This window comes from Halanaerobium polyolivorans (assembly GCF_020711195.1).
GTDB classification, from domain to species: domain Bacteria; phylum Bacillota; class Halanaerobiia; order Halanaerobiales; family Halanaerobiaceae; genus Halanaerobium; species Halanaerobium polyolivorans.
Genome location: NZ_JAJFAT010000028.1, coordinates 1 through 9,345, shown reverse-complemented (window position 1 = coordinate 9,345; position 9,345 = coordinate 1). Strand labels below are relative to the sequence as shown.

9 protein-coding genes are annotated in these 9,345 nt (G+C 32.6%); all 9 read left to right on the top strand.

Features of this window, described 5'->3' with window-relative positions:
• Positions 1-1,010 (top strand): diguanylate cyclase (locus LJ207_RS11860; RefSeq protein WP_229346714.1); only part of this gene is annotated, 1,010 nt, incomplete at its 5' end.
• A 285-nt stretch (positions 1,011-1,295) separates the two neighbouring features.
• Positions 1,296-2,159 (top strand): PRD domain-containing protein, encoded by an 864-nt coding sequence (locus LJ207_RS11855; RefSeq protein WP_229346713.1) that lies wholly within the window; start codon positions 1,296-1,298, stop codon positions 2,157-2,159.
• Between the two features lie 199 nt (positions 2,160-2,358).
• Positions 2,359-3,765 carry an N-acetylglucosamine-specific PTS transporter subunit IIBC gene (nagE, locus tag LJ207_RS11850; RefSeq protein WP_229346712.1) on the top strand — a complete coding sequence of 469 codons (1,407 nt, stop codon included), beginning with the start codon at positions 2,359-2,361 and terminating at the stop codon, positions 3,763-3,765.
• 132 nt (positions 3,766-3,897) lie between these two features.
• Positions 3,898-4,377, top strand: a complete 480-nt coding sequence (locus LJ207_RS11845; protein WP_229346711.1) for a PTS sugar transporter subunit IIA — start codon at positions 3,898-3,900, stop codon at positions 4,375-4,377.
• 43 nt (positions 4,378-4,420) lie between these two features.
• Positions 4,421-5,191, top strand: coding sequence for a glucosamine-6-phosphate deaminase (gene nagB / locus LJ207_RS11840; protein ID WP_229346710.1), 771 nt, complete (start codon positions 4,421-4,423; stop codon positions 5,189-5,191).
• A 14-nt stretch (positions 5,192-5,205) separates the two neighbouring features.
• Entirely contained in the window at positions 5,206-6,342 is a 1,137-nt protein-coding gene (nagA, locus tag LJ207_RS11835) for an N-acetylglucosamine-6-phosphate deacetylase (RefSeq protein ID WP_229346709.1), read from the top strand.
• A 379-nt stretch (positions 6,343-6,721) separates the two neighbouring features.
• Entirely contained in the window at positions 6,722-8,662 is a 1,941-nt protein-coding gene (locus tag LJ207_RS11830; RefSeq protein ID WP_229346708.1) for an NAD(P)/FAD-dependent oxidoreductase, read from the top strand.
• A 15-nt stretch (positions 8,663-8,677) separates the two neighbouring features.
• Entirely contained in the window at positions 8,678-9,058 is a 381-nt protein-coding gene (locus tag LJ207_RS11825; RefSeq protein WP_229346707.1) for a cupin domain-containing protein, read from the top strand.
• A gap of 36 nt (positions 9,059-9,094) precedes the next feature.
• Entirely contained in the window at positions 9,095-9,304 is a 210-nt protein-coding gene (locus tag LJ207_RS11820; RefSeq protein WP_229346706.1) for an AEC family transporter, read from the top strand.
• Positions 9,305-9,345: the final 41 nt, after the last annotated feature.

Genomic DNA, 9,345 nt, shown 5'->3' with positions numbered 1-9,345 from the left:
AAATTGCCTATATGAGTTTTCATGATAGTCTGACAGGACTTTATAACAGGGTATATCTAGAAGATATGATGGAGAGAATTGATACGGCTAGAAACCTCCCTATTTGTTTAATTATGGCTGATTTAAACAATCTCAAACAGCTTAATGATTTATATGGTCATGCTACCGGAGATCAATGTATAAAAAAAGCAGCTGAGATCTTAACTCAATCCTGTCGTCAAGAAGATGTGGTTGCTAGATGGGGTGGAGATGAATTCGTAATTCTTTTACCCAATACAGACTTAAAAGAAAGCGAAAAAATAATTCAAAGAATAAATCAAGCAGAATTTGCAGCCGGGATGGAAGTTGAGCTTTCAATTGCTCTTGGAGCTGCCTGTAAAAGCAATGAAAATGAAGAAATTTTTGAGATTCTAAATGAAGCAGAAAACAGGATGTATATAAATAAATTTGCCAATAGAGAAAGTGGTAGAGGGATTATTTTATCTAGTTTTTTAAATACTTTGAAGGAAAAAAGTTTTGAAACAGAAACTCATGTAAATAGAATGAGTGAATTGACAAAACGTTTTGGTAAAAAGCTTGAGCTTTCTAATGAACAAATAGATAAACTATTTATTTTATCACTACTGCATGATATCGGTAAAATATCCATTCCAGAAAGAATATTAAATAAAAAAGATAAATTGAGTGAAGAAGAATGGGAAATTATCAAGTCTCATCCAGAGGCTGGTTATAGGATAATTGAAAGTATTCCCCGTTTTTCTCATATTGCAGAAGAAATACTTCATCATCATGAAAGATGGGATGGTAGTGGTTATCCAGAAGGTCTCAAAGGAGAAGAGATTCCTTTGCTTTCAAGAATATTGACAATTGTAGATGCCTATGATGTAATGATAAGTGGTCGGCCATATAAAGAGGCGATGAGCAAAGAAGAAGTTATTGCAGAATTGAAAGAATGTGCAGGAACTCAGTTTGATCCGGAGTTAGTTAAGATCTTTTTAGAGATAATTTGATAATATTCTTAAATCAAAGTTTAGACCTGCTGAAAAGCAGGTCTTTTAATCAAGCAGAAAATTTAGCTAAAAAGCTTGCAAAAATAAAATAATAATGTTACAATTAAGAAAATTAAATAAAAGTTAAAGAGTGTTACTGTTAAATCAGGCATAATCTAGGAGAGAATATAAATTTCTTTGCTTCAGAAATCCATTGAAGGAAATTATATTTTTTTCTAGATTTTTTTATTTGCTTAATAAATAAGTTAAATTTGACGTAACTTTTAGAAAAAAGGGAGGAATTATATGGCTGCTAGAGAGTTCTATAGGATAAAAAAAGTCTTTAATAATAATGTTGTTCTAGCAGAAAAAGATGCAGAAGCTCAGGAATATATCTTAATAGGAAAAGGAATAGGTTTTTCCAGTCAGAAAGGAAAAACAATAAACAAAAATAATTTTGAGATTGAAAAAGAATTCATTCCCTTAGAAGGAGAGAAAAGAAAAAACTATTTGAGGCTTCTAGAAGAAGTTGACAGCAAAGTGATTGCAGTAACAGAAGAAATAATAACCTTGGTAGGAGATGAACTAGGAGAAGATATAAATCAGTATATTAGAATCGGGCTTACTGATCACATAGCTTTTACTTTAAAGAGAATCAAAGATGGAATAGAAATAGTTAATCCTTTTTTAACAGAAACAAGAACTCTTTATAAAAAAGAATACAGTTTAGCTAAAAAAGCAGTAGAAATTATGGAAAAAAACTTTAAGCTTGAAATTCCAGAAGCTGAAGTAGGATTTATTGCTTTTCATATTCATGGAGCCAGAAGCAATAGTGAAGTTTCCAAAACTGTTAAAAATACTTCATTAATAAAAAAGCTAGTTGCAAAAGTAGAGGCAGAAATTGGTCATAACTTAGCATATGAAAGTTTAAATTATGCTCGTCTGGTTAATCATTTGCGATTTGCCTTAGAAAGAATAGAAAATAATAAAGAAGATAATTTGAATCCTCTCCTTGAAAATATAAAAAATAATTTTGCTGAATCTTTTAGTTTAGCTGCTAAGCTAGCAGAAATTATAGAATTACGTTTAGATTGTGAGATAACTGAAGATGAAAAAGGCTATCTGGCTATTCATTTGCAGCGTTTAAAAAGAGAAGTCGGAATTGATTGATTAAATTTTCAATAAAAGTTAATTATTGAGGCGTGTTACTGTTAGATCAGGCAAGAGCCGAAGAGCTAATACCACAATATAGAGTGGTGTTTCTCTTCGGCTTTTCTATTTACTTTAATTAAATAAAATAAAATTACAGTTAAACTGTAGTTATTATATAAATTTGTAAAGTTAATAATAAAACAGGAGGTTTGTAAAAATGAAAAAAGTATTTTCACAACTACAGAGAATAGGTAAATCTTTAATGCTTCCAATTGCAGTCTTACCAGCAGCAGCCCTGCTGCTCAGATTAGGTGCTCCGGATGTTTTTGATATTCCCTTTATAATGGCTGCTGGTGGTGCAATCTTTGATAATCTTGCTATTTTATTTGGGATCGGTGTTGCTGTAGGTATAGCCCATGATAGTTCTGGCTCAGCTGGACTTGCCGGTGCAGTAAGTTATTTTATAATCACTAATGCAACTGAATCTATCAATCCTGATATTAATATGGGAGTTCTAGCAGGTATCATTGGTGGTCTAACTGCTGGATTTCTCTATAATCGTTATTATAATATTGAACTACCTGACTTTTTAGGTTTTTTCGGAGGTAAACGTTTTGTACCAATTGTTACAGGTGCAGCTAGTGTTATTTTGGCAGCTGCTTTTGGTTTTGTTTGGCCACCTATTCAACAGGCAATTCAGATGTCAGGAGAATGGATTATAGGAGCAGGTTCTATTGGAGTATTTGTATATGGATTTTTAAATAGATTATTAATCCCGGTTGGTCTCCATCATGTTCTAAATAGTTTTATTTGGTTTGTTTTTGGAGAATTTACAACAGCAGCTGGAGAGGTAGTTACAGGTGATTTGTCGCGCTTTTTTGCTGGTGATCCTTCAGCTGGGTTCTTTATGTCAGGCTTTTTCCCAATATTTATGTTTGGGCTCCCTGCAGCAGCACTTGCGATGTATAACTCGGCCAAAGAAGCAAATAAAAAGGCAGTTGCAGGTATATTTTTAAGTGTTGCTTTAACAGCATTTTTAACAGGAATAACTGAACCGATAGAATTTGCATTTATGTTTTTAGCCCCTGCCTTATATGTTATTCATGCAGGTTTAACAGGGCTTTCACTGGTAATAACCTATATTTTTGGGATCCAACATGGTTTTGGTTTTTCAGCTGGTGCAATAGATTACTTTTTAAACTATGGACTTGCAACAAGACCATTAATGATCATTCCAATTGGTGCTGTAGTTTTTGCTATTTATTATTTCCTTTTCCGTTTTGTGATAGAAAAATTTGATATTGCCACACCTGGACGTTTAGATTCGGAAGGTGGAGCCACTGATATGAGCGTTTTACCAGAAAGTCAGCGCAAAAAGTCTCAAGGTTCTAAAGATCTAACAATGCAGTATATTGAAGCACTTGGTGGTAAAGAAAATATCAAAAAAGTAGATGCCTGTATAACTAGACTAAGATTAGAAGTAGATGATTCAGAAAAAATAAATGAAGAAGCTTTAAAAAAGATGGGAGCTTCTGGTGTTTTAAAAGCAAGCAAAACTAATGCACAAATTGTTGTTGGTACTAAAGCAGAAATGATCGCAGATAAGATCAAAAAAGAACTTTAAATAAAGAAGATGACAAAGCTTTTTAATTTGAGCCGGAGCTTAAGCTGCGGCTTGAATTAAATTGTTAATAGCGATAAAATTATAGTTAATAACTATAAATTATTATAAAATCAAGACAAAGGAGGTTTTGGGATGTTTAATATTTTTAAGCAAAAAGAAATATATATAAATGCTCCATTTAAAGGAGAGGTAATTGAGCTGGAAAATGTTGCAGATCAGGTGTTCTCACAAAAAATGCTGGGAGATGGGTTTGCAATCATTCCAGAAGAAAATATCCTTAAATCACCAGTTAATGGTGAGATAATACAGATCTTCCCAACTGGTCATGCATTAGGAATTAAAACTAAAGATGGTCTAGAATTATTGATCCATCTTGGTATCGATACAGTTGAACTTGCCGGGCAGGGCTTTAATAAATTAGTTGAGGAAGGAGCAAAAATCAAACAAGGTAGAGCTTTAATAGAATTTGATTTAGACTATATTAGAGAAAATTCTCCTTCAACTGCAACCCCTATAGTAATAACAAATATGGAAAAGATTAAAAAAATAGAAATCTTAAAAAAAGGATCTGTAAAAGCAGGGCAAAAGATTTTAAAGGTAATTTTAGCTTAATAGATATAATAAGATTAGAATATAAAATCAGGAAGTGATATTGATGAAAATCATCGTAGAAGAAAATTATGAAAAAATGAGCAATAGAGCAGCTCTGCTTCTGGCAAGTCAAATTCATTTAAAAGAAAATAGCAAGCTTGGCCTTGCTACTGGTGGGACACCAATGGGAATGTATAATAAATTAATTGAAATGTATAATGAAGATGAAGTAGATTTTTCACAGGTAATGACTTTTAATTTAGATGAATATTGTGGTTTAAGCAAAGAGAATCCTAACAGCTATCATTATTATATGTTTGATAATTTTTTTAATCATATCAACATAAAAAAAGAGAATGTAAATATTCCAGATGGGATGACAGAAGATTATAATAAAGAGTGTAGAGAATATGAAAGTTTGATAGAAAATGCTGGAGGTATAGATCTGCAGGTTTTAGGAATTGGTGCTAATGGTCATATTGGTTTTAATGAACCGGCTGAAAAATTAAATGTAATGACAAATGTTGTTAATTTAAGCAAGGAAACCATTCAAGCAAACAGCCGTTATTTCGAGAATGAAGAAAAGGTTCCTAAACAGGCTATTTCAATGGGGATGGCAACAATCTTGAAATCAAAGCGAATTCTTTTATTAGCCAGTGGGAAAAATAAAGTTGAAGCAATTAAAGCCACAGTTAGTGGCAAGATATCTACTGGGGTACCAGCCTCATTATTGCAGACTCACCCGGAAATTACTCTGATAATTGATAAAGAGGCTGCAGCTTTAATTTCAGAAGATAATATTTCTGCTAACTGTGAGCTAGAAATTAAATATTAATAAGGAATGATAATATGAAAGCAATAAAAAATGTAAATATCATTTTGCCTGATAAAATTATTGACAATGGAGCGGTGATTTTTGCTGAAAAAATTAAGGCTGTAGACAGTTTTTTTAGAGAAAAAGATTATTCTGGATTGAAAGTAATTGATGGTGGAGGTGCTTATTTAAGTCCGGGTTTTATCAATATTCATATCCATGGTGCAGGGGGTATGGATACTATGGAAGCTACTACAAAATCTCTAAACAAAATCAGTCAATATCTGATCAAAAATGGAGTTACTGCTTACCTACCTACTACAATGACAATGGAGTTAGAGAAGATATATAACGCATTAGATAATATAAAAAAATATTTAAAAAATTCTAATTCTGGAGCCCGGGTTTTAGGTGTGCATCTAGAAGGCCCTTTTATTAATGAGGCAAAAAAAGGTGCTCAGTCTGCAGAATATATAATTAATCCTTCAACTGAGCTATTTAAAGATTACTTAGATATTATTAAGGTTATGACTCTTGCAGTTGAAAAAGAAGGGGCCTTAGAAGTAATTGAAAAAATTCATCAAAGGGGTATTATAAGTTCCCTGGGTCATTCTGATGCAGAATATGAAGAAGTTATGGAAGCTCAAAATCATGGCTTATCTTTAATAACCCATCTTTATAATGCGATGTCTGGACTTCACCACCGTCAAGCAGGCATTGTAGGGGCTGCTTTAAACTCAAACATAAGTTGTGAAATTATAGCTGATGGAATTCATATTGATCCTGCAGTTATAGAGTTAACAGCAAAAATCAAAACAGCTGATCAACTTATCTTAGTGACAGATGCCATGGAAGCTTCAGGTTTAGATGAGGGTGAATATAATTTAGGTGGTCAGAAGGTAAGTGTCAAAAATGGAAGCGCTAGACTTGAAGATGGCACTCTTGCTGGCAGTGTATTAACAATGGATCAAGGGGTCAGAAATATGTTAAGGTTTAGTAATTTAGAATTACCGGAAGTTATAAGAATGGCAACTTATAATCCGGCTCGTTTATTAAATCTGGACTATAAAATTGGGCAGATAAAAGTTGGTCTACAGGCAGATTTTGTTCTTTTAGATAAGGACCTAACAGTAAAAGATGTATATTTAAAAGGTGAGAGGCAAAACATTTAAAAGTGAGAAAATTAAAAAAACACTTGACAAATAAATATCAATAGATTATAATTTAAATATGTTAAATGTTAATTGTTAACAAAAACCGAATATCGTTTAACTCGTATGAAGCTTAGAGGAAAATACTGATTTTAAATGATCAGTTGCCAACGGGGGAAGGAAGTAAAACTTCTGAATCTGGCCAGGTATCGAGAACTTTAAGTGGACGACCCTTTGAACTATAAATTTTATGGGACTGAGGAAAATCATTTTTTAATGATTTTTCTGAGTCCCTTTCTCAATTTAAATTATAACTATTTTAATTTGCAAAGAGGGAGGAGGGGAATTAATTATTTTTGGCTGCTCGATATTTTAGATATTAACAAAAGAGGTGAAAAAATTGGGTAAAAAGTTACTGCAGGAAATTAGCATCAATGGTTTAGAATTAAAGAATCGTATTTCTATGGCTCCTATGTATACCAAATATGCAAGTGAGTCAGGAGAAGTAAGCGATAAATTAATTGAATATTTTGCAAGGAGAGCTAAAAATGGAGTCGCTTTAATTATTTTAGAAAACACCTGTATTGAATGGGAACAAGGTAGAATTTACGGAAATCCAGTAGCTATCTATGATGATAGATTTCTTCCCGCTTTAAATGAACTTGTAAAAGCTGTACATCGTTATGGTGCCAAGATTATTCCGGAAATACACCATGTGGGTAGACAGGTTTTTAGCAGCAATTTAAATGGCAAGCCACCTTTAGCTCCATCAGCTGTTAAATCTAAAGTTGGTGGTGATATGCCTAAAAAAATGACCGAGGAAGAAATAATAGCAACTATTAAAGCTTTTGGTGATGCTGCTTTAAGAGCAAAAAAAGCTGAATTTGATGGAGTAGAACTACATGGAGCTCATGGCTATTTAATTCAAGAGTTCATTTCACCTTTAACTAACTTAAGAAATGACAAATGGGGAGGTAGTTTTAAAAATAGATGTAGATTTGCTGTAGAGATAATTCGTGATATCAGGTCAAAGGTTGGAGAGGACTTCCCCCTCTTTTTTCGCTTTAGTGCAGAAGAGTCATCAGCAGGAGGCTTAACTTTAGAAGAAGGATTAAAATATGCAAAAGTATTGGAAGCTGAAGGGGTAGATTGTCTTGATGTAACTCATGGTAATTATGAGAGTTTAAAACATTTTCCAATGCAGGGTGATAGTTTTGATCAGTTAATTTATTTATCAGAAGCTGTAAAAAATGATGTTTCAATACCTGTTATAGCAGTTGGAAGTCTTGGTATAAAACCTGAAATTGCTAATAATGTTTTAGAAGAAAAAAAGGCTGATCTAATAAATATTGGGCGAGAACTTTTGGCAGATTCGGAATTTGCTAAAAAAGTTGCAAATAACAATTATGATGAGATTAGAACCTGTCTAAGATGTAATGAATGTACAGGTAGTGTTGATACCGGAAAATATTTAGCCTGTGCAGTTAACCCTGAATTAGGATATGAATATAAGAATTTATTAAAATTAAGTCAAGATCCAAAAAATATCGTTGTTGTTGGGGCTGGTCCGGCTGGATTAGAGTATTCAATAACTGCTGCTAAATTAGGTCATAAAGTAACAATTTTAGAAAAAAATGATCAGATCGGAGGATTAGTTAAAATAGCTTCAATTCCGGCCTATAAAAATACTGAATTTAGCGGTTTATTAAAATATTATAGAACTATGCTTAAACGCCTAGCTATAAATCTCAAATTATCAACTAAGGCAACGGCAGATATTATTGAAGAGTACTCTCCAGATATAGTTGTGTTGGCAGTTGGCTCTAAAGCAATTAAACTGCCGCTAAAGGGTAATGAACATGCAGAGATAGCAGTTGATAAATTGGCAGATGACTGTCAGGGCTTGGGAAAAGACATTTGTGTTATTGGTGGTAGTGGGGTAGGAATTGATACTGCAATGTTTTTAAGAGAAAAAAATAAAAATGTTAAAATAATAGAGATGCAGTCAGAAATTGCTGGAGAATTAAGTCCTATGTTATCTACTCATCTTAAAAAAGTAGTAAAAGAAAATGATATTGAAGTACTAACTTCACATCTTGTTAAAGAAATAAAAGAAAATAGTGTTATTGTAGAACATAATGACCAGGAAAAAGAAATAAACTGTGACAATATTTTAAGTGCAGTTGGATTTAAAAATTTAGATACAACAGAAATGGAAAAAGAGTTAGAAAAAAAGGGAATAAAAGTTCAAAAATTAAGGGTTGAGAATGGTTGTGGGCATATAATGGATGCGACTAGAAATGGTTTTTGGAGCGCTTTAGAAATTGACAAAAACTTTTAAAGGGGGAAAATAGTAATGATTAAAAGAGGTAAAGATGATGTAGAACAGGTATATATCGAGACTCTCGGTGGCAAAGGCAAAATGTATATTACTCAGTTAATGGGTAAAGATGCTGCTCTGCCTGATGTAGATGGTTTTCCGGATGACTTTGATTCTTCTCTCCACTTTTTACATGAATTAATTTTAGAACCAGGCACACAAATTGGAGAACACACCCATGAGGGAAGTGAAGAAATATATTTTATGGTTGAAGGTAAAGGTGAGATGACAGTTGATGGTAAATTAGTTAAAATGAAAGCTGGTGATGCAGTTTTAACCAAAAATAATAGTACTCACTCCTTTGTAGTTACAAGTGATGAAGCAGTTAAACTTTTTGTTGTAGAAGCAGGAGTATAATAGTTTAAATATAATAATGAAAGGAGGCATTGGTTAATGGAAAATATTTATCCAATATTAGAGCAGTTATTATTAATGGCAGTTTTGATTTTGCTTGGCTTTTATTTGAAGCGCTCCGGTAAAATCAACCAAGCAGCTGAAAAAGGAATAGCTGAATTAACAATTGATATTGCTTTTCCAGCTTTAATATTTACAAATATAGTTAGAGATTTTGGCTCTTTGACAAATGTTGTGAAATCTAAATAGCACCGATTGAATCTTATTATCTCTTTAATTTTTAAATTTAA